This is a genomic window from Pseudomonas sp. NPDC090201 (assembly GCF_044746825.1).
Lineage (GTDB): Bacteria > Pseudomonadota > Gammaproteobacteria > Pseudomonadales > Pseudomonadaceae > Aquipseudomonas > Aquipseudomonas putida_AD.
Window position 1 is genome coordinate 268866 of record NZ_JBIVCX010000003.1, and the last position, 20668, is coordinate 289533.

General features: G+C 58.9%; 14 protein-coding genes. 13 read left to right on the top strand and 1 reads right to left on the bottom strand.

Going from position 1 to position 20668, the window contains the following annotated elements; all coding sequences use genetic code 11:
* Nucleotides 1-276: 276 nt before the first annotated feature.
* Nucleotides 277-621, bottom strand: coding sequence for a hypothetical protein (locus ACIPOO_RS11300; protein WP_400606786.1), 345 nt, complete (start codon nt 619-621; stop codon nt 277-279).
* 890 nt (nt 622-1511) lie between these two features.
* Between ACIPOO_RS11300 and ACIPOO_RS11305 the strand changes: the two genes are divergently transcribed.
* From ACIPOO_RS11305 to tssM, 13 genes are all read left to right on the top strand, one after another.
* Nucleotides 1512-2261 (top strand): hypothetical protein, encoded by a 750-nt coding sequence (locus ACIPOO_RS11305; protein ID WP_400607717.1) that lies wholly within the window; start codon nt 1512-1514, stop codon nt 2259-2261.
* A gap of 68 nt (nt 2262-2329) precedes the next feature.
* A complete protein-coding gene (tssB, locus tag ACIPOO_RS11310) occupies nt 2330-2863 on the top strand; it encodes a type VI secretion system contractile sheath small subunit (RefSeq protein ID WP_093458283.1) in 534 nt (177 codons plus the stop codon).
* Nucleotides 2864-2877: 14 nt separating this feature from the next.
* Nucleotides 2878-4380 carry a type VI secretion system contractile sheath large subunit gene (tssC, locus tag ACIPOO_RS11315; RefSeq protein WP_093458282.1) on the top strand — a complete coding sequence of 501 codons (1503 nt, stop codon included), beginning with the start codon at nt 2878-2880 and terminating at the stop codon, nt 4378-4380.
* A gap of 25 nt (nt 4381-4405) precedes the next feature.
* A complete protein-coding gene (gene tssE / locus ACIPOO_RS11320; protein WP_400606789.1) occupies nt 4406-4888 on the top strand; it encodes a type VI secretion system baseplate subunit TssE in 483 nt (160 codons plus the stop codon).
* The gene (gene tssF / locus ACIPOO_RS11325) at nt 4888-6720 is read left to right on the top strand and encodes a type VI secretion system baseplate subunit TssF (protein WP_400606791.1); all 1833 of its coding nucleotides are present in this window, start codon (nt 4888-4890) and stop codon (nt 6718-6720) included. Before tssE ends, tssF begins: the two co-directional genes overlap by 1 nt.
* Nucleotides 6684-7754 (top strand): type VI secretion system baseplate subunit TssG, encoded by a 1071-nt coding sequence (gene tssG, locus ACIPOO_RS11330; RefSeq protein ID WP_400606793.1) that lies wholly within the window; start codon nt 6684-6686, stop codon nt 7752-7754. Before tssF ends, tssG begins: the two co-directional genes overlap by 37 nt.
* Nucleotides 7751-10348 (top strand): type VI secretion system ATPase TssH, encoded by a 2598-nt coding sequence (tssH, locus tag ACIPOO_RS11335; RefSeq protein WP_400606795.1) that lies wholly within the window; start codon nt 7751-7753, stop codon nt 10346-10348. The genes tssG and tssH overlap by 4 nt, the downstream gene beginning before the upstream one ends.
* Nucleotides 10349-10372: 24 nt before the next feature.
* Nucleotides 10373-11125, top strand: a complete 753-nt coding sequence (tssJ, locus tag ACIPOO_RS11340; RefSeq protein WP_400606797.1) for a type VI secretion system lipoprotein TssJ — start codon at nt 10373-10375, stop codon at nt 11123-11125.
* A complete protein-coding gene (gene tssK / locus ACIPOO_RS11345; protein ID WP_400606799.1) occupies nt 11118-12461 on the top strand; it encodes a type VI secretion system baseplate subunit TssK in 1344 nt (447 codons plus the stop codon). The genes tssJ and tssK overlap by 8 nt, the downstream gene beginning before the upstream one ends.
* Nucleotides 12458-13171 carry a type IVB secretion system protein IcmH/DotU gene (gene icmH, locus ACIPOO_RS11350; protein ID WP_400606801.1) on the top strand — a complete coding sequence of 238 codons (714 nt, stop codon included), beginning with the start codon at nt 12458-12460 and terminating at the stop codon, nt 13169-13171. The genes tssK and icmH overlap by 4 nt, the downstream gene beginning before the upstream one ends.
* Nucleotides 13172-13201: 30 nt before the next feature.
* Complete coding sequence (locus tag ACIPOO_RS11355; RefSeq protein ID WP_400606803.1) at nt 13202-17125, top strand: type VI secretion protein IcmF/TssM N-terminal domain-containing protein; 3924 nt, start codon at nt 13202-13204, stop codon at nt 17123-17125.
* A 31-nt stretch (nt 17126-17156) separates the two neighbouring features.
* Complete coding sequence (gene tagF / locus ACIPOO_RS11360; protein WP_400606805.1) at nt 17157-18083, top strand: type VI secretion system-associated protein TagF; 927 nt, start codon at nt 17157-17159, stop codon at nt 18081-18083.
* Nucleotides 18080-20572 (top strand): type VI secretion system membrane subunit TssM, encoded by a 2493-nt coding sequence (tssM, locus tag ACIPOO_RS11365; RefSeq protein WP_400606808.1) that lies wholly within the window; start codon nt 18080-18082, stop codon nt 20570-20572. The genes tagF and tssM overlap by 4 nt, the downstream gene beginning before the upstream one ends.
* The last annotated feature ends 96 nt before the right edge of the window (nt 20573-20668 follow it).

Consider the following 20668-nt stretch of genomic DNA (forward strand, 5'->3'; position numbering starts at 1 on the left):
AATCTTCAATCAGTACCCGTAACATGGACGCAAGCCTAGAGAGAACTATCTGGTGGAGTCGGGCAGATCCTGCGCGCGTTGGGGTCGGCGGGATGGGGTCTATCAGCGATGTCGTCCTTTACCGCGAAGGGCACCTGCTGACAACCGAAAACGACGCACTTCATCAATTGCTGCCGGCGCTCTACGACGATTGCAAGAATGCACGCAGTACTTGAGGTCTGCGCAGTACCGTCAGCACATGACCGTTCTTTGGCGCAAAAAATTGTCTTATTGAAGTCAGGCGGTAAACGAATCCACGTACAGATCGAAGGCCTGAACCTGCCCGCTGGCCAGCGGCCAACCCCTGTAGTGATCCACGTCCTTGCGATATTCGATGAAAGCCGCCGATGTAGGCCCATCTGCGAACAGCGATGTAATGGCGGCACACTGCATGTACCAGTAAATCCCGATCCACTGTTCAGTCGCTTTTGCGAGAGCCAGGTCAATCGCCCGGCTATGACATTTGCGCGCCAACAGCCGCCCTCTTTCTCGGTCGGCTTCTGTCATTCGTTGAGGGCCGACCTCCTGAGCGTAGGTCACGTAAGTCAGATACCGATTGCGCAACTCGGTGTCTTTGTCCATCAGCGGCGGACACCCAGGTAAAGGCATTGAGAGAGGCTCGGGCTCTAGGTTGATCGGCAACCGACTCAAGTTCTGCTGCACCCGGCTCAACGTTCGCCCCTCTGGCACCTGCGGCGGACGCACTGTCGGCTCCGACGCCTTCACAGGTTCGTTACGACTCAAGCAGGCTCTGACACGGCGCAACCATTGCATTGGCAAAACTCCCTATCACGTGTTCACTGCTACCCGGTCATCTCGATACATACCGAGGTTTTAACAAGCCCAGTGGCACGTTGCCCTCAGCACGCAAAACCGGCCGGCGCGATGGCGGCGTTATACCTTGATACCGATCCTGACGTAACCCCCGCCCTCGCAACCAAGCCTGGCTTTTCAAATCGAACCTCTGTCGTCCTGATCGGCCGAACCCCTCCTCCAGATCCCGAGGTTGCCATCACTGGACTCATTGAACACTCGCTCCCGCTTCTGATTTTCCGCTTAAACGTCAGGGGTTCAAGGTGAACCGGTTCACCTTTTCACCTTTTATTCGAGCGCAGTAATGGGATCCAAAAAATCGCTGTAGCCATTGATATACAAGGCTTAGAGCGACATAAAGGTGTATCAGAAATGTTACTGCTAGCACTCGGACATCATTGCGATATGTATCAAAAACGAGAAAAACTTGCCGTCTGTAGGAACTTCCCTACGTGAAATGGTGCCTGAGCTGACGCTACTGGCTAGACAATATTGATTTGCTAGCACCCCACTCCCACCTATTGTGCGGGGCGATTTCGTGATCCTGTGTCCGGAGTCGAACCTCTTGAGCAGGTGTGCCGGTTGAGAAACAAATAGCCCTTCCAATTGCCCTGTCGTTGTCAGGGCTGCCGTCAAGGAGGGTCAAGGACGATGTATCGATGACTCAGACGTTTGATGTAGAAGCATTGATAAAGCTGCGAAGCCAGACGCGAGCGATTTCCGATGTGCTCAAAGCCCAGGCTTCGGATTATCTGGCGACGCTGTCCTTGCTGATCCGCCCGCAGAATCTGTTTGGCGAATACTTACAGGGCGCGCAGCGCAGCAGTGGTCGTGAAACCCAGCATCACTTCAAAGAACTCAAAGAGTTGTACGACAGAATTGGTGCGGCGTCTCCGTTCCAGTTGGTCAATGAGATGGAAGTGCCGTTGAACCTGATCAGCACCACACCCGAGTTGTTCCCACTCGAGTACGACAAGGTTCTGGCACAAAGCGGCCAGACCATCCGTATCACCAGCCCCACGCGCTGGGTAGTGGGGTTCAATTCGTTCGATCTGGCGCAGTTTCGCAAAGTCATTAAAGACCCGAACCGCAGCAGCGCCGAGCTGTACCGCTTCGTCGTGCATTACTTGGTGCTGTTCTATTGCGTCAGCAAATCGCCAGGGTTGGGCCGCTTGTTCGACGGGCTGCGATTCCCGGTCAGTTTCGAGCGATTGAAGGATTTCGGGGACCTGCCCTTCTGCGTGATCAGCTCTCCGGTGCGCTCGACGCTGCCGGACGATTCGGTCATCCGCAGCAGTACGCAGATTGCCGGCAACGCCAGTTTTGAAGAGCTGGTGGGCCACGACAGCATCATGGACATGAAAGATGAGATACGTCAGCGCCTGCTGATGACGATCGAAGGACTGTAACGCGGCCGGCTCATCGTCGGGCCGGCACGCAAATGACTTGCAGCGAGTTACTCGCACAGGAGATCACGATGGCGAAAAAGGAAAGTACCCAGCACAAACTCGATCGCGTTCGCGCCCCTCGGGTTCATATCACCTACGACGTGGACATCGGCGACGCTCAGGAAAAGAAAGAGCTGCCCTTTGTCGTGGGCGTGCTGGGCGATTTCTCTGGCAATCCGCTGGAGCCTTTGCCGAAGCTCAAGGACCGCAAGTTCATCTTCATCGACCGCGACAACTTCAACGGCGTGCTCAAAGGCATCAAGCCGCGCCTGGCCTATCGGGTGGACAACACGCTGGCGAAAAACGGTACGCAACTGGGTGTCGAGCTCAACTTCAACACCCTCGAAGACTTCGAGCCGCAAAACGTCGTCAAGCAAGTCGAGCCGCTGCGCAAGCTGCTGGAAGTGCGCAACAAGCTGGCCGACCTGCGCAACAAGATGGGCGGCAACGACAAGCTCGAAGAGCTGCTGATGGATGTGCTGCAGAACACTGAAAAGCTTAAAACGCTGGGCAAGGAATTCGGTCGTGAAGCCGCCGTTCCAGCCACCGATGCCAAAGAGTAAGCAGGAGCACGACGATGAACGATAAACAAACCGTGGCTCAGCAGGACGCCGATCTGGTTGAAGTGGAAAACTTCGCGCCACAGTCGTCGCTGCTCGACAGCATCATTTCTGAAAGCCGTGTCGCGCGCTCCGAAACCGAACGTACTCGCACACGTGACCTGATCGGCGAGTTGGTCGGCCAGGTGCTGGAAGGCGAGATGACGCCTAGCAAAGATCTCATTGCAGTTTTGGATGCACGTATCGCCGAAATCGATTCGATGCTTTCCGAGCAGATGAACGAAATCATGCACGCTCGCGAGTTCCAGCAGTTGGAAGCATCCTGGCGCGGCTTGAAGTATCAAGTCGATCAGACCGAAACCAGTACCACGCTAAAAATCCACCTGCTCAACGCCTCCAAGAAAGATTTGGTACGCGACCTGAAAGCCTCGTCCGAATTTGACCAGAGCGCTCTATTCAAGAAGATCTACGAAGAAGAATACGGCACCTTTGGTGGTGCGCCGTTCGGCATGTTGTTGGGTGACTATGAGTTCAACCGCAACCCGGAAGACATGTACCTGCTCGAAGAGATTTCCCATGTCGCCGCTGCGGCCCATGCGCCATTCATTTCCGCAGCGTCCCCCGAGCTGTTCGGCTGGGACTCGTTCACCGACATGTCCGGCCCGCGTGATCTGGCGAAGATTTTCGATACTGTGGAATACGCCAAGTGGAAGTCCTTCCGTAACTCCGAAGATTCGCGTTATGTCGGCTTGACCCTGCCCCACGTGCTAGGTCGTCTGCCCTATGGCCCGGATACCACACCGGTGGAGGAATTCAATTTCGTCGAAAGCGTCGACGGTCGCGACCATAACAAGTACCTGTGGATGAACGCCGCCTATGCACTGGGCACGCGCGTTACCGATGCGTTCTCGCGTTATGGCTGGTGCGTGGCGATTCGCGGTGTCGAGGGCGGCGGTCTGGTGGAAGGTCTGCCGACCCATACCTTCAAGACCGATGACGGCGAAATCGCGCTCAAGTGTCCAACCGAAATCGCGATCACTGACCGTCGCGAGAAAGAGCTTTCGGACCTGGGTTTCATTCCGCTAGTGCACTGCAAAGGCACCGACTACGCCGCGTTCTTCGGCACGCAGTCGACGCAGAAGCAGAAGCAGTACAACACCGACATCGCCAACGCCAACGCGCGGCTCTCGGCACAGCTGCAATACATCTTCGCCACGTCGCGTATCGCCCACTACATGAAAGCGATCATGCGTGACAAGGTCGGCAGCTTCGCGTCGCGCAAGGACGTCGAACTGTTCCTGAACAAGTGGTTGTCCAGCTACGTACTGCTGGACGACACCGCCAGCCAGGAAGCCAAGGCCAAATTCCCGCTGCGCGAAGCGCGTGCCGAAGTCTTCGAAGTACCTGGCAAGCCCGGCGTCTACAAGGCCGTGACCTACCTGCGTCCGCACTATCAACTGGATGAACTGACCGCGTCCCTGCGACTGGTTGCAGAGTTGCCACAGTCCACACGCGGCTGATCGATGTCGTTGCCAGGGAGGCAATATGAGTAGCCAACACAAGCTGTTGCCGTCACTGCTGGACCGGTTGCTGGACGACCGTCCGCACCAGTCCGTCGAAGCGTCCTCGCAGCGCTTGTGTTCGCTGGCCGATTACAAGGCCAGCATCGTCCGTGACCTGGAGATCCTGGTGAATACCCGCCAGTCTCTGGTCGCCGAAGAACTCGACGGCTTCGCCCAGTTGAGCGGCACGATCCTCGACTACGGGATGCCTGACTTCACCAGCAAGAGCGTGCTCGACCCGCAGGATCGTCTGTTGATCCAGCGGCAACTGGAGAAAGCGATCTCGGTCGGCGACAGGCGCTTTCGCAGCGTCAAAGTACAACTACTGGCACAACAAACAGGCCAACGCATGCTGACTTTTCGCGTGGACGCCGTACTTCGCCTGCAGGATGTATCGCGTCAGGTTTCGTTTGACGCGGTGCTGCAGGTCAACACCCAGGAATACAAAGTACAGAACCTCAACTGATGCTCGACGACCTGCTCCCCTATTACGAAAAGGAACTGTCGCACCTGCGCTTTTTGGGCCAGGAGTTTGCGAGCCAGTATCCAAAAATCGCTTCACGGTTGCTCATCGAGGGCGATAACTGTGAGGACCCGCATACCGAGCGTTTGATCGAGGCGTTTTCGTTTCTGGCTGCCCGCGTCCACAAAAAACTGGACGACGAGTTTCCGGAGATCGTCGAGTCTTTCCTTGAGGTGCTGTACCCGCATTACCTGCGGCCTACCCCGTCGATGTCCATCGTCGAATTCAGCATGGGTACCAACGAGAAGGTCACTGAAGCCTATCGCGTCGCCCGCCACACGGAGATGCATGCCAATCCGGTGGACGGCATCGTGTGCAAGTTTCGTACGTGCTACCCGGTGGAGCTCTGGCCGATCACCGTGCAACAGGCATCTTTTGTCGAAATGGAGCGCTCCGCCTTCAATGGCCACAGCGCCGAGTTGGTCGCACGTCTGCGTATCGGTCTGGGTACCACCACCGATGCGCTGTTTGGGCAGATGGAGCTGGACAGCCTGCGATTTTTCCTCGACGGCGAAAGCACCCTGATGCTGCAACTGTACGAGTTGCTATTCAACAACCTGGCCAAAGCGACTGTGACATTTCAGGATGAAGGCCGCAGTCGAGAAGTGACGCTGCCTGCCGGCGCGCTCAAGGCCGTGGGTTACGGCCTGGATGAAGGTCTGGTCGACTACTCGGAACGATCATTCCTGGGTTATCGCCTGCTGCATGAATATTTCACTTTTCCGGACAAGTTCATGTTTTTCGACCTGTCCGGGTTCGGCCGCATCCTGGCGGGCAAGACACTGGAAAAGGTCGAGATCAATTTCTACTTTTCCGACTACGACCTCAACGACCGCCTGGCGCGTCTGACGCAGAACATTGGACGTAGCAACTTCAAGCTCAACTGCACGCCGATCATCAATCTGTTCCGGCAACAAGCCGAGCCGATCAAATTGACGCACGCACAGCACGAGTACGCCGTGATTCCGGACGTGCGCCTACAAGGTTCGGCCGAGGTGGTTTCCATTGATCGTGTGCGCCGGATCAAGAAGCTCGGCGGTATCGACCAGGTCGCCACCTGCCACCCGTTTTTCGAACCCCGCGCCGATCAGGGTCCCGGCAACAGTTTCTGGATCGCCAGACGTCGCCCGGTGCAAACCCGGCAAAGCGATGGTACGAACGTGGTCGTTCGTGTGGTCGATCGTGATCTGGAGCTGATTGATTCCAGCAACGACACGTTGAGTATTCGTCTGACCTGCAGTAACCGCGACGTGCCCGTGATGCTGCCGTTCGGCGGCGAACGTGGCGATTTCAACATCCCGGCCAACTCGGTCATCAAGGACATTCGCTGCTTACGCAAGCCCACTGCCTCGGTGCGCGTGCCACTGGGCAATGGCGTGATCTGGCGGCTGATCTCGCACCTGTCGCTGAACCATATGTCGCTGGTCTCGAAAGGCCGTGAGGTCCTGTTGGAACTGTTGTCGCTGTACAACTACCGCAACACCTCCGCGATCCGTAAGCAGATCAACGGGATCGTGTCGGTCGCGAGCGAGCCGGTGGTCGCCCGCATCGGCCATCCACGCCCCAACTTCGTTCGCGGCGTCGGTATCACCCTGACCTTCGATGAAAGCCAGTACACCGGCAGCGGTGTGTTCCTGTTCGGCATGGTATTGGACCATTTCTTCGGCCAGTACTGCTCGATCAACAGCTTTACCCAATTAACCCTACGCACCTTGCAGCGTGAAAAGAGAGTGGTCCAATGGCCCCCGCGAACCGGCGATCAACCCCTGGTCTGATTGATCAGGCACGGGCTGAGCCGCACCGATTCGAGTTCTTTCAATTGGTGCGTTTGCTCCGCCTGCATTACAGCAGAAACGGACGTATGGACCTGCAGACGCGGCCGCATGAAGATCCGCTGCGCTTTCGTTCGCAGTTGTCGCTCAACTTTCCGGCGAGCGAAGTCAGCGACCTCAAGTTTGAGCGCGAAGGCAAAGTGTCGGCCACCGGCCTGCCGCTGTCGGAGGTGCAGGTGACGTTCATGGGGCTGGTCGGGCCTTCCGGTGTCTTGCCGCGACCGTACACCGAACTGCTGATGGAGCGGCACATTCAGTACCGCGACGACGCGGCGCACGCCTTCCTCGATGTGTTTTCGCATCGCATGACCACGCTGTTTTACGAGGCTTGGCAAAAGTACAAATTCCATATCGAGTACGAGCGCACCGGTACTTCGGGCTTCGATCGTTACCTGCTCAATCTGGTGGGTTTTGGGCCTCAAGCGCAGAAACAGAAGTTCGGCCCGAACGGCTCGCCGCTGCGTCAGGAATTGTTCAGCTACTTCTCCGGTTTGTTCGCGCAGAAACCTCGCAACGCGCTGAACCTGCAAGTGATGCTCGGCTTTTATTTCTCACTGCCGTTCAAGGTGAGTCAGTTTGCCGGGCGCTGGCTGAAGCTTGATGTCAGCCAGTGGACGCAACTGGGCCGTAAGAATGCCGTCCTTGGACAGAGCGCGGTGGCGGGTAATCGTGTCTGGGATTACCAATCCTGCGTGCGCATCGACATCGGCCCGCTGCAACTGGCCGATTACTTGCGCTTTCAGCCAGGCACACAGGACTACCGGAGGCTGGTGGATCTGGTGCGTTTTTACATCGGAGCCCAGCTGGATTTTCAGATTGCGCCCAACCTTGCGCGCCAGGCTGTGCCGCTCGCCCGGCTGGGTCGTCAAGGCAATGTCGCGCTGGGCTGGCTGGGCTGGCTCAAACGCCCGGACGTCGAGGTCGAGCCTTCCCGCTGTGCCGTTTTCCATATTCCTTTTGATGGGGTCTCTCTGTGAACCTGAAGTCGCTGTTCGCCAAGCTCAACGAAACCAGTCGTACAGCCACAGAAGCCGCCGCCGCCCTGTGTCTGTCCGAGCATCATTACGAGGTTGAAGTCGAGCATCTGTTGCTGCAACTGCTTGAGGACGATGGCAACGACCTGCCGGCCATTCTGCGTCATTACGACGTCGTACCTGAGCGTTTGCAGGCGCAGTTGGTCACGGCGCTGGCCACCTTCACAAAGGGCAACACACGCACGCCTGCTCTTTCGCCGCACATCACTCGCATGATCGAACAGGCGTGGCTGCTGGCCTCAATCGAGTTCGGTCAGAGCCAGATTCGCACTGGCTACCTGATTCAGGCGCTGCTGGACGACGCTGAACTGCGCCGCGTCGTGGTGGCCTCGGCCGCCGAGCTCGAAAAAATCAACGCCGACGACCTGCGGGTCAATCTCGCAGCCCTGGTCGAGTCAAGTCCGGAATCGCGACAGGCCAAGCCGCTGGGCACGCCCGAGGCGAGTGCCGGTCGCCCCCTAGCTGGCAACGGCAAGACGCCTGCGCTGGATCAGTACACCGTCAACCTGACCCAGAGCGCACGCGAAGGGCGCATCGATCCGGTGCTGGGTCGCGAATTCGAAGTGCGGCAGATGGTGGACATCCTCACTCGTCGTCGGCAGAACAACCCGATCCTCACCGGCGAAGCGGGCGTTGGCAAGACCGCAGTGGTCGAAGGTCTGGCGTTGCGCATCGTGCAGGGCGACGTGCCTTCGGTGCTCAAAGACGTGGCGATCCACACGCTGGACCTGGGCCTGTTGCAGGCCGGGGCTGGGGTGAAGGGCGAATTCGAGAACCGCTTGAAATCGGTTATCGAGGAAACCAAGCGTAGCCTGCACCCGATCATTCTGTTCATCGATGAAGCGCACACCCTGATCGGCTCGGGCGGTCAGGCCGGGCAAAACGACGCCGCCAACCTGCTCAAGCCTGCGCTGGCTCGTGGCGAGTTGCGCACCATTGCCGCGACGACTTGGGCAGAGTACAAGAAATACTTCGAGAAAGACGCCGCCCTCGCCCGCCGCTTCCAGGTCGTGAAAGTCGAAGAACCGGACGAAGACAAAGCCATTCACATGCTTCGCGGCCTGCTCGGCAAAATGCAAGAGCACCATAAGGTTACGGTGATGGATGAAGCGCTGGTGCAGGCTGTGCGCCTGTCCAATCGCTACATCACCGGACGCCAGTTGCCGGACAAAGCGGTCAGCGTACTGGACACCGCCTGCGCTCGCGTGGCCTTGGCGCAGTCCGCCCAACCCGGCCCGCTGGAAGACTGCAAGCGACTGATTGAAAACGTACGGTCGGAAATCGTGGTGCTGCAACAGGAAGCGTCCAGGGGCAGTGACCATTCTCGTCGTCTGGCGGCGCTCAACGATGAGTTGAAGGCGGCCACGCAACGCCGTGAAACACTGGAGCATCAGTGGAAAAACGAGCTTGAACTGGTCGAGAAGCTCGCCCGCGCCAGTGCTAGCGAGACGCCGGACGCCCATGAAATTTCTGCCCTGCACGGCGAGCTGACGGGCGTTCAAGGCGAACAGCCTCTGGTCCATGCGTTGGTCGACGGCGGTACCATTGGCGAAGTGATTTCGGGGTGGACCGGTATCCCGCTGGGCAAGATGCTGCGCGATGAAATCGATACCGTGCAGCATCTGCCCGCCCTGCTCGGTGAGCGCGTGCTGGGCCAGGACCATGCGCTGCTGGAGATCGGCAAGCGCATCAAGATCTCCCGCGCACGCATGGAAGACCCGAACAAGCCCATTGGCGTGTTTCTGCTGCTGGGCCCAAGCGGCGTTGGCAAGACTGAAACCGCACTGGCGCTCGCCGACACGCTCTATGGCGGTGAGCGTAACGTCATCACCATCAACATGTCCGAGTACCAGGAGGCGCACACCGTTTCCAGCCTCAAAGGCTCGCCGCCTGGCTATGTCGGCTACGGCGAAGGCGGTGTCCTGACCGAAGCCGTGCGGCGCAAGCCTTACAGCGTCGTGTTGCTCGATGAAGTGGAAAAGGCACACCCGGATGTCCTGGAGCTGTTTTTCCAGGTCTTCGACAAGGGCGTGCTGGACGACGGTGAAGGCCGCGAGATCAACTTCCGCAACACCGTGATCATCCTCACCTCCAACACCGGCACTGACCGCATCATGCAGCGGTGCCTGAACGCATCGGAGCAACCGAGCCCTGAGGAAATCGTCGAAGGGCTGCGCGACGAACTGAATCACGTGTTCAAGCCAGCGTTCCTGGGCCGTCTTTCCATCGTCCCTTATTACCCGGTTAAAGACGCGATCCTGCAAAGCATCGTGGCGCTGAAACTGGAACGTATCCGTAAGCGTTTTGAACGCAATCATCAAGCGGTTCTCGGTTACGACGAGTCGCTGGTCGCAGCCATTGCAGCGCGTTGCACCGAGGTCGACAGCGGCGCCCGCAACATCGACAACATTCTGTCCAAGACGCTCATGCCCGAACTTGCGCAGCATGTGCTGGAGCGCATGGCTCAGGACAAACCGATTCAACGTCTGGACATCGAACTGGGCAGCGACGGCGACTTCGCCTACCGCCTGACCTGATTCGAGCATTCATAGGTAGCAGTCATGAAGATGCACAACATGGAACGTACCAGCGCTGGCTGGGCAAAAGGCTTGACGATTCTGTCGCTGCTAATGGCCCTGACGGCCTGCGGCATCACCGACCGAGCCAGCAAGCGCGTCGACGACACGTGGGCGGGCGACATGCTATTCGGCGACAAAGAAAAGGTAATTCTGACGTCTGACGGCGGTAATCAGCTGAACCCGGACGAGTCGGGAAAACCACTGTCGGTGGTGCTGAGGGTCTATCAGCTCACGGCACTTGAGCGCTTTGCGTCCATTGATGCGGACTCTCTGTGGGACGACCCGCAACGCGCCCTCGGCAACACGCTGATCGACAGCCAGGAAATCACCCTGCTGCCCGGCATGGGTCAAAACAACCAATGGCCCTTGAACAAAGCCACCGGCTATGTCGGCGTGGCGGCCTTCTTCCGCTCTGAAGAAAAGAGCCGCTGGAAAGTCGCCTTCGACGCTAACTCGCTGCGCAAGGATGGGATCTGGTTTTCATCCGATGGCCTGCGCGTGCTGGTCGACAACAACCAGGTGGTGGCGGTGCGCGGCGCCGATGTATTGCGCCAGACACCTACCGAAGCGCAGATAGCCAGAAACAATACCCTGCCACAGGACTCGGCCAATCCGAGCCTCGCGCAGAAAATGCAGGACGCGATGATTCAGAAAACCGAAGACAGCGCCGTCGACTCGGCGCAGAAAGGCATGCAGTCAAAATTCGATTCACTCCTGGAAGGCGTTCATGAGTAAGCAGAGCCGTGTGATGTGGTCTGAAGGGATGTTCCTGCTGCCACAGCATTTTCAATATCAGGACGAGTTTCACCAGCACCAGCTCACCGAATCGAGCTTACGCAGCACGCCGTTTCATTGGGGCGTTCAGACCCTGCAGATCGATGAAGAAGCGTTGGCTAATGGCTCGTTGCAGCTGAAACGGCTCAAGCTGGTGTTCCCGGACGGTAGCCTGTTCGATGCACCTCAACACGACCCGTTGCCGGCCGCCAGAGATCTTAGGGAATTGCTCAAAGGTAACGATTTCAAGGTATACGCCGCGCTTAAGCTGCCCGAGCCATTTGGTTTGAATTATGTCGAGGACGGTCAGGAGCAGAAAAGCGCGCGACGGTTTCGCAAGCAGTTCGACATCCTGCCCGATCTGAACGAAGGGGATCTGGAAAACGAGATCACCAGCCTGCGGCTGAACGTGGTGATGCTAGTCGACGGCGACACGCTTGACGGGTACAGCTACTGCCCGGTGGCGCGCCTGTCACGCAACAACATCGGTGGCTTCAATCTCGACACACACTTCGTGCATCCCACCTTGCACCTGGGTAATCACGAGACGCTGACCGGTCTGGGCAAACGCCTGCTAGGCGCGCTGCAATCCAAAAGCAAAGCGCTGTCGGGCCGGCGTCGCGAGCGTGCCGACCAGATCGCCGAGTTCGGGTCCAGCGATGTCACGCTGTTCTGGCTGCTCAATACGGTGAACCGAGCGTACCCGAACCTGGCACATCTGCTTGCGCACCCGCGCCTGCACCCGGAACGTCTTTATCTGTTCCTGGCCGAACTGGCGGGCGGTCTGCTGACGTTCTCCCTGGACACCGAGCTGAACGGCATACCCGAGTACGATCATCACGATCCGGCGGCCGCTCTGGTCAGGCTTGACGAGATGATCCGGGTGTTGCTGGATAACGTCATTCCAAACCAGTGCATCATGATCAACCTCACCCAGACCAAACCATCGTACTGGCAGGGACAGCTGCACGATCCGCGCCTAGCCGAAGCCGACTTCTATGTTTCGGTGCACGCCGACATGCCCGGTTCCAGCCTCCTGGATCTGGTGCCACGGGCGTTTAAGGTCGGCTCGCCGGAAGACATCGAAGTAGTCGTCAACAGTGCGATGCCCGGCGTCACGCTCAACCACTCCACTCGCCTGCCCAACGCGATTCCAGTGCGGCTGGACAACCACTATTTCTCTATCGAGCCTCATGGGCAGGTCTACGAACGCATGATGAGCGCCCAGGCCATTTCTTTCTACGCACCCAGTGCCTTCACCAATCTCAAGCTTGAACTGATGGCGGTCCTCAAATGAACGAAGCCATGATGCAAGGCGCTACGACCGCCACTGTCGCAAAACCCACGTTGAAAGATCTGGTGCAAGACTTCATCAGCATGGCGCTGATCGTACGTCGTGGCCGCCAGGTGACGTCGATCGACGCTTTCGAAGCCAGCGTCGACGGGTTCTTCACCCAGTTGGAGCGTGCGGCTCGAAACGCCAACTACAGCGTCGATCAGGTCAAGGACACGCAGTACGCGCTCTGCGCGTTTCTGGATGAAAGCGTGCTTCGCTCGGGTGACAACGAGCTGCGCCGCCACTTCGAGCTGTCGCCCATGCAGTTTCGCTATTTCGGCGTACATCTGGCCGGTCAAGGTTTCTTCGAGAAAATCGACTCGCTGCGTGCCGACGTGAAAAACAACCTCGATGTGCTGGAGGTTTACCACCTGTGTCTGGCGTTGGGTTTTGAAGGCAAGTTCGGCCTGAGCGAGAAAGATCAGTTGCGCTATCTGGCCAACACTCTCGGTCAGGACATCGCGCGGTACCGCAAGACGCCCAAGGTGCTCTCGCCCGACTGGGCGCTGCCTGACCAGGTCTCGCAGATGCTGCGGCATGAAGTCCCTGTATGGCTCTACCTGGCACTCATCGCGCTGGTCTGTGTGGGTGTCTACCTGACGCTGGACTGGCTGCTGGGCAAAGACGTTGCCGTACTGTCAGAACACATCAGCCAACTGTTCAGTGCCTGAGTAATGGTCAGGTAACCGAGTCAGGAAGACATGAAAACATTACTTCGTGCGTTAAAAAACTTCTGGTTCCTTGTCGTCACGCTGTGGCTGGCAAGCCTTGCCATGTGCGGGTTCGTCGCCCCGCGCGTTCAGTGGTCGCGTGATCACGTGCTCGAAACCATGGCAATCGTCAGCGCCTTCTACCTGTTGATCATCGTGCTGCGTCAGTACAAACGTATCCGTACCGAGCACAACCTCGAAAACCTGGTGCAGATCGAAGTCGATCGCTCGCTGACATCGAATGGCGAGTTCCGCGACCAACAGGTGCTCAGAGACAGGCTCAAACACGCCATTGCCATGCTGCGGGCGGACCGCTCCGCAGGCGGCGGTGGATCTTCGGCGCTGTACGACTTGCCGTGGTATCTGGTCATCGGCATGTCAGCGGCGGGCAAGACCTCCCTGCTCACCCGGTCGGGCCTGTCTGCCAGCATCGCCAGCAGCCAGAACGACTACGACAGCGGTACACAGCACTGCGATTGGTATTTCAGCCCCGATGCGGTGCTGATCGACACTGCTGGTCGTTACCTGCGAGACGACCAGTCGGCCAGCGAATTCACCACGTTCCTGCAACTGCTGAAAAAGCAACGCAAGAAAGCGGCGGTCAACGGGCTGGTGCTGGTCGTGAGCTTGCCGGAACTTCTGGCGGCTACCGGCGACGAGCGCGCGCAAATGGCTACGCAACTGGTGTCGCGCATCGAAGAATATGCGCGCTGTCTGGACGCCAATCCGCCGATCTACCTGATGTTGAGCAAGACCGACCAACTACCCGGCTTCAATCAGGCGTTCGACGGTCTGGACCTCACCGAACGTCAGCAGCCGCTAGGCATGACGTTCAGCCTGTCGGAGATCCGCAGCTTCGGGCTGCGTGCTGTACTCGACAGCAAACTGGCGAAACTGCACAACGGCATTCAGCGCCACGTCGACGCGCAGATGATTAATCTGGGCGAGGACGCCAGCAGTGCGTTGCTGAACTTCCCGAACTACTTCGCCGAGCTGTCGGGCGTACTCGAGCAGTTCCTCGAGCATTTCACCCAACCGGCCAGCCACGGCAGCCCCCTGTTGCTGCGTGGCCTGTACTTCACCAGTGCGTTGCAGACCGACCAGCAGTTGAGTCAGGTCTACGAGGACGATCTGGCGGAATCCTTCGCGCTGCTACCGGGTCAGGACCCGCTGGCCGGCGGCGAGGCAAGCGGCAAAAAGGTCGGCGACCGCAGTTACTTCATCACTGACACCTTCCGCCGCGTGATCTTTGCAGACCGTGACCTGACCCGCTACCAGTCGCGCAGCGGTCGCGACACGTCGCTGAGCCCGGCCTTTATTGCGCTGGCGGCACTGGCCGGTGTTGCCTTCATTGGCTGGCAGGCACTGGCGTTTCAGAACAACCGGACGTGGATCGCAGCGCTCGAACAGAAAATCAGCGACCTGAACGCTGCTCCCGATCGTGACCAGCGCATGGCCGCCGGCGAAGGCCTGGAACTGCTGCGCGATGAACTGATGCTGATCGAAAAACATCGTGCCAAGGGCGTACCGCTGCAGTTGAGCGCGGGCCTGTACCGTGGCGACGATATCTTCGCTGCAGCCGAGTCGGCTTACCTCCAGCAACTGCGCACCCAGGCGCTTGAGCCGGTGGCATTGAAGCTACAAATGCAGATGCGCACGTTCAACGAGTTCGCCAAGTCGATGGATCCTCAGAACGACTTCCCGGCCGCCGCCGGCAAGACGACCGGTAAAGTCGGCAAGGGTCAGAAACTGATCGACCAGGGCGTGCAGAACCTCGCCGCCAACGCAGGCAAACCGACGCTGAGCAGTATTGAGCGCAGCACTGGCGACGCGGGTAATCGGCTCAAGGGCATGGCCAAAGGCGCTGCCAGAAACACCCGCGACGGCGCAATGGCCGACTTGCGCAACCCTGCGACCGCCAGTGATGCGGCCGAGCTTTCGGCGACCACCGGCGGACTGTCGCTGTCCGAGGAAATGCTGGGGCGTCTGGATGAGCAGCAAGTGGCGTCGATCATCGAATCGTACAACTCGCTCAAGCTGTATCTGATGCTAACGCAGCCCAATGCCCATCCGGACTCTGAATTCGTCAGCGCCGCGCTGCCGGTAGCCTGGGCCGCCACCTCGAACGAGGGCAGCCCCGTCAGCGACCAGGTCATCCAGGACAATGCGCCGATGTATGTGCAGTTGCTCAAGAACGGCCAGGCCCCTGCCCTGCCGCGCAACGAACAACTGGTCGAAAGTACGCGCAAGAGCCTGAAGTCCTTCATGATCTCCAGCTCGCTGGTGGACCGCGAATACCTGCGGCTGCAACTGGAATCCAGCCGTCAGTTCCCGGCCATCAGCCTCAATGAGCTGGTCCCGATGCCCAGCCGCCAACTGCTGTACGGCAGTGAGGCGGTGCCTGCCATTTTCACCCGACAAGGCTGGGACGGCTTCGTCAAACCGGAGTTGATCAAGCTGGTGTCGGGCAATCTGCGCAACGAATCCGACTGGGTGCTCGATGGCGAGGGCGGCGACAGCATCGTTCAGAAAGCCAACTTCATGCGGGAATTCATGGCGCGTTACAAGCGTGACTATGCACAAGTCTGGTACGCGCTGCTCAACGGCGTGGGCGTTCGGCACTTCACCGACATGGCGAACGCGACCGAGCAACTGTCGTTGCTCAGTGACGTGCAGAATTCGCCGGTCAAGATCCTGCTTTCGGCGGTCAATGACAACACCCAGTGGGACCTGCCTGCCCCGCGTGAAACGCAGCAAGCAGGCAGCGCGCCGCAGGACACGTTCTGGGGCAAGGTGACCGGGCTGTTCGATGATCCGCAGAAGTCATCGGTGGCGATGCTCTCGCCGTTGCCGCCGGTGGACGACGGCAGCCTTGCGAAACGCTTCGAGCCGGTTTCCCGCGTGTTCACCGCACAGAACTCGGAGGGTGCCGACAGCACGATCATGGATCGCTATCTTGCGGCGTTGCGCAAACTCAAGGTGCGGATGAACAACATCCAGCGCTCGCAGGATGTGGGTAAGAGCAGTAAGCAGCTGATCAGTGAAACCCTGGAAGGTCAGCCGAGTGAAGTGACCACCGTGCGCAACTACGTGGAAACCACCGTCGACACCAGCCAGGGCAGCCTGTCGGCTTCGCTGCAGGGCCTGTTCAATCTGCCGATCCAGTTCGCCTGGGAAACCTTGCGCGATCCGGCCGGCCAGCAGATCGCCAAAGCCTGGGCGCAGCAGATCGCCAAGCCGTGGGAACAGGTGATGGCGCATCGTTACCCGATCGCTGCCGGCAGCCGCAACGAAGCATCGGTCAAGGACCTGCAGCGGTTCGTCGACCCGGAATCCGGCCTGCTGCCTAACTTCAAGCGCAATGAAATAGGCAACCTCTCTGGCGGCGAAGGCCTGGGCATGAGCAGCGGCGCCAAGGCTGCACCGCTGGTCAATCCCAACATGGTGAACAGCATCGACAAGGCCAGTTCTCTGGGCGAAGTCATCGCCAGCCTGTCGGATAAGGAAAACGGCTTCGAAATCATGCTCGAACCGTCGGCTAATTTCACCGACATCATCTTCACCCTGGACGGTCAGGAGCAGCACTATCGCAACGGGAAAACCATCTGGAGCCGCTTCTCCTGGCCTGGTACGACCACGGCACCGGGCGCTCGTCTGGATGTGGTGACGCTGACCGGCGAGCGCATCACGGTGTTCGATTACCCGGGCCGCTGGGGTTTGCTGCGGATGAGCGACAGCGCTCGCGTGGATGATCTGGACGGCATTCAACAACGCTTCAGTTGGAGCACTGCTAATGGTCAGGTGAGTCTGGCTGTGCGCAACTACGGTGGCGTCAAGCTGACCGACCTTGCCAACGTCAAGGCGCTGAGCGCGTTGAACACTCCAGTCAACGTCGCGGACGGGCGGACCAAGTGAGCCCGCACACCTTGAACCCAAGGAGCAGCCGATGATCGGTTGCTTCGGAAAAATACCGGCCAGTGCCGACTTCGTCAGCCTGCATGGTGCCGCTGACGAGGTCTGCGAATTCGACAGCTGGCTGCAGGACTCACTGGCGGCGATTCACTCGCGCGAGGACTGGCGCGCGCTATTCGATCGCATGCCGGTGTGTTTCTTTTCCTTCCGCGCACGGTCGGGCAACTGGCTGCTGGGCGGGCTGATCAGCTCGATGGATGCCAGTCAGCGACGCTATCCGTTCTTTATCTTCCAGACGCTCAAAACCGTGGAAAGTGAATGTTTGATCAACCCGTTCACACTTTGCGAACTGTTCTGCGCACAGATCAAATCGCTGCTGCACCTTGGTGTGCAGGGTGAACAGCCGGCGCTGCTGTTTGAAAAGATCAGGGCACTGCGCCCATTGCAGGCTCAGGACTTGGCGCTGTTCCGCCAGGTGCATGAAAAGTTTTTGCGCAACTTCACCCTGCGTGACATCAGCGAGGCATTGGAAAACTCTTACCCCGAGTTCATCACCCACGCGGTGCTGACCCGATTGCATGCACTGCGCCGCCCGTTGCATCACGCCGATGCGCCGAGCATCTGCCTGCCATTGCCCGCTGAGCGAGGTTTGAAAAACCCCACCGCCGATCTGTGGGTTGACTGGCTGACACGCCTGAGCGCAAACCAGGCATCGCCGCAGGTGAGCGTGCTGGCCGACGACTTCATGCGTCCGAAGCTGTTCTGCTTTCCGTCCAGAAGTGCCCACAGCCTGTACGCCGTGCTGACCGACAATGGCGCCAAGACGGGCAACTATGACGTACTGGCGAACTTTGCGACCTTCGACGAACACTATCGGCCGCCCGAATTCCCTGACTCCGAATGCCCCCTTTATGACGTCATCGACCGTTTTGTCGACGCGCCGGATGTGAAGTCTGTATGAACAAGATCAAGTATTACTTTCTGCGGTACCAGCCCTACATTCTGGGGATCTGCTTCTTTCTGACGATCTTCGTGGTGTGGATCCTCGGGCGCGCGCTGGATTTCAATTCATTGCACAGCCTGCTGGCCGGCATCGGCCTGTTCCTCCTGCTGTCCGCCGGTTACGTGCTGCTGCTCTACCGAGGTGCTTCACGGCACCACAATCTGGAAGGCCTGCTGCGCGCTGATGCTGATCAGGCGGTGCTCAACGCCAGCCCTGCCGACCGTGAAGAAGTCAGCCTGCTGCGCGAGCGCCTGTTGCAGAGCATTGACCGCCTGCACAGCAACAAACCGCGTGGTACCCCTGGCAAGGACGCACTGTATGCACTGCCGTGGTACTTGGTAGTCGGCCAGCCGGCCGCGGGAAAAAGCACCATGCTGTACCAGTCCGGCCTGAATTTCCCTTACGCCGAACGTGAAGGGGTGCGGGTCGCCGGGTTGGGAGGCACGCGTAATTGCGACTGGTTCTTCAGCTCCGAGGCTGTGCTTCTGGACACTGCCGGGCGCTACATGAACAACCAGGAAGAAGCCGGCAAGTGGCGCGCGTTTCTCCAATTGCTGCGTCAACATCGCCAGCGGCGCCCGCTCAACGGGCTGATCGTGACGGTGAGTATTCATGACATCCTGCAGAGCTCGGTGGAGGATCAGGAACGCCTGGCCAAGCGTCTGCGCGAGCGCATTCAAGAAACCCATTCACTATTGGAAGTCCGCCTGCCGGTCTATCTGGTTTTTACCAAATGCGACCTGGTGCCGGGATTCAGCGCCTTCTACCGCCGCCTGGACGAAGTCGCCCGCGGCGAGGTAATGGGCAAGACCTTCACGCACAAGGATTACGAAAAGGCCGACTGGGGTCAGCGGTTCGGCGTAGCCATGGACGAGCTGACCCACTACTGGCAAGAGGTCGCCAGTCAGCAGTTGGTGTTGCAGGACATCCAGATCACTCGTCAGGATTGCGCCGTGTACCGCTTTCCGCTGGAGCTGGCGTCGCTCAAGCCCAGGTTGCAGCAGTTCGTCGATGCCTTGCTGCGCGCCAATCCGTACCAAAACGCGGAACTGCTTCGCGGCTTCTATTTCACCAGTGCGCTGGACGCCGACGCGCCGGAATTGGGGGGCCATGCGCGACAGATCAGCGAACGTTTTCACCTTGAAGCCGAGCTGGCGGGCATCAGCGGCAACGCACAGCCGCAGCCGTTGTTCATCAATAGCCTGTTCCGCAAGGTCATCATCCCTGACCAACATCTGGTCGCGCTGTACACCACTAATTTCCGCGAGCGTCGCCGCAAGGCTGCGTGGGTAGGCGGCGCCAGTCTGGTCGCACTGCTGCTATGCAGTCTGTGGGGCTGGTCGTACTGGAACAATGCGTCCGCCATCGAAACACTTTCGACGGAACTGTCCGCAGCGGCGGCGCAGGACAAAACCACCCCGCAGCAGTACACGTCTTGGCAGACCCTGGACCGCTTGCGTTTCTGGGCGGCCGATTACTACGCGCGGCATCACGATCAGGGCGTTGCGTTGCGCCTGCGTCTGGGCCTCTACCAGGGCTACAAAATTGAGCCTGTGCTGCGCAACCGTTACTTCAGTCGGCTTGAAACCGTGATGCTCAAGCCGACCGCCGACAACCTGACACGCTCGTTGTACCTGCTGACCACGCTGAAGGTATACCAGCGCAACGCAAAGGACCTGATGCCGGTCACAGGTGTAGACAGCGTCGAGCCCCGGGCGCTGCCGGCAGACAACCGCGCTCAGTCGATTGCCGACTTCGGCAAGGCCACACTGGAGACGTACGTAATGCTATCGCGCTCGCAACGCGAGAAAGCGGACCCGGCGTTTCTCAAAGCACGAATCCCTGATTACTGGTACCCGGCCATTGCCAGGCAGACGGGTAAAAACACGACCGTGGCGGCCGCCTCGAATACGGGAAACGACTACGAACTGGCCAGCCGACAGGTCAATTTCTACAGCGATCAGATCCACGAACCTGACGTGCCACGCATTCTGGATAACGCTTTCCTGACTTCGAGTTCGCGTAATTACATCAACAGCCTGCTGTCGCAGTCGCTGCGCTCGATCGAGACGATCACCCTTGAGTCGGACACCTTGTTCGCGTTCGCCCGCGCCGACTTCCAGAGCCTGAAAACCGAGGGGCAGAGCCAACTGAGCGCCATCGCCGGCAAGCTGTTGAGCACGCCCAATATCGGCAAGATCATCATCGCTGGGCATGCTGACCAACTGGGTGACCCACAAGGCAATCTTCAGGTGTCCAGGCAAAGAGCGCAAACCATCAAGACCTATCTGGTCGGCAAGGGCGTGCCCGCCGATCTGGTGGAGGCCGTAGGTGAAGGCAGCGAAAAGCCACTGGTTAAATGCGACATGCAGTTGCCAAGGGCGCAGCTCATACAGTGCCTTGAGCCCAATCGGCGAGTAGAAATCGAGGTACGTGCGCTCAACTGAGTGCGCTTATTGCCTTAGAAGGAACCGGCGCCTGAGCCTCTGCGTGCGGAGGCTCAGGCAGCGGCAACGGACCTCTCTTGAATGATCAAGGAGGTC